At 53.3% G+C, this 777-nt stretch carries 2 protein-coding genes; both read right to left on the bottom strand.

Annotation, left to right across the window (positions count from 1 at the left end):
- Positions 1 to 31 precede the first annotated feature (31 nt).
- Positions 32 to 250, bottom strand: a complete 219-nt coding sequence (locus AC1RPG_RS07835; RefSeq protein ID WP_481762445.1) for a hypothetical protein — start codon at positions 248 to 250, stop codon at positions 32 to 34.
- Between the two features lie 124 nt (positions 251 to 374).
- The coding region (locus tag AC1RPG_RS07830) for a hypothetical protein (RefSeq protein WP_481762444.1) at positions 375 to 777 on the bottom strand (403 nt) is incomplete at its 5' end.

The raw sequence follows: 777 nt of genomic DNA, 5'->3' as shown, positions 1-777 counted from the left end.
CAGGGACCATAATTCAGGCCCCTGCGGATCGTTACTTGATGACCTCAAACACCATATCGAGCGGCCGGAACGTTTTGGAGATACGGCCGTCTGACGACCGGTTGCGCAATTGGTCGCATGCCACGCGAACCGACCCGTTTTTGTGGACGGCCTCAACAGTGCCCGTCATGCCCTGTTCCGGCCACCATTGGACGCGATTGTAAAAGCTTTGTTCCGTGCGGATTACCCGAACCTTGTCGCCTACTTTCATGCTGTTCCCCTTCATTTGGTTAGCTGATGGAATGAACTATACACGTGATTTTTGCGTTGCGCAAGCGGAAACGCAAAAAGCCGCTAGGTAGAAACACCTAGCGGTTGTGTACGGGATGATGCGCTTACCAGTCGGTAAGTGTCGGTTCGTCCGGGCCCTCGATTTTCATCGGCCAGCCCGTAAGCCGTAGCGCGCTGTTATGCTCGTACAGGAACGAATAGAACGAATCGAGCGCGGGATGATCGTCAAAGAGGGGTCTTTTGTCTTTGTCGTAAAATGTCGCGATTCCCATCGCCATACAAAACGAACGCGCGGGGTTCCGGGCCCTGAGTATGCGTCTGGCCTCTGACTCGATGAGGCGCAATGCGTCTTTCGTTGCTTGTTCGATTAGGGCATCGATGCGATTCGATACCGCGCGCTGTGCACTATTCATGGTCTTACTCGATTCCTTGTTAATCGGTAGGCGTAGAATAACACGGGGCCGTGCGGCACGCAATACACGTGATTTATATGGGGTTATTTGTGTA

Source organism: Dellaglioa sp. CoH-57-MRSF-18 (assembly GCF_056781995.1).
This window is presented reverse-complemented; position numbering and strand designations above follow the sequence as displayed.

Excerpts from the sequence above, each read along its gene's own strand:
- AC1RPG_RS07835 (WP_481762445.1), bottom strand. The coding sequence starts at position 250 with ATGAAAGTAGGCGACAAGGTTCGGGTAATCCGCACGGAACAAAGCTTT.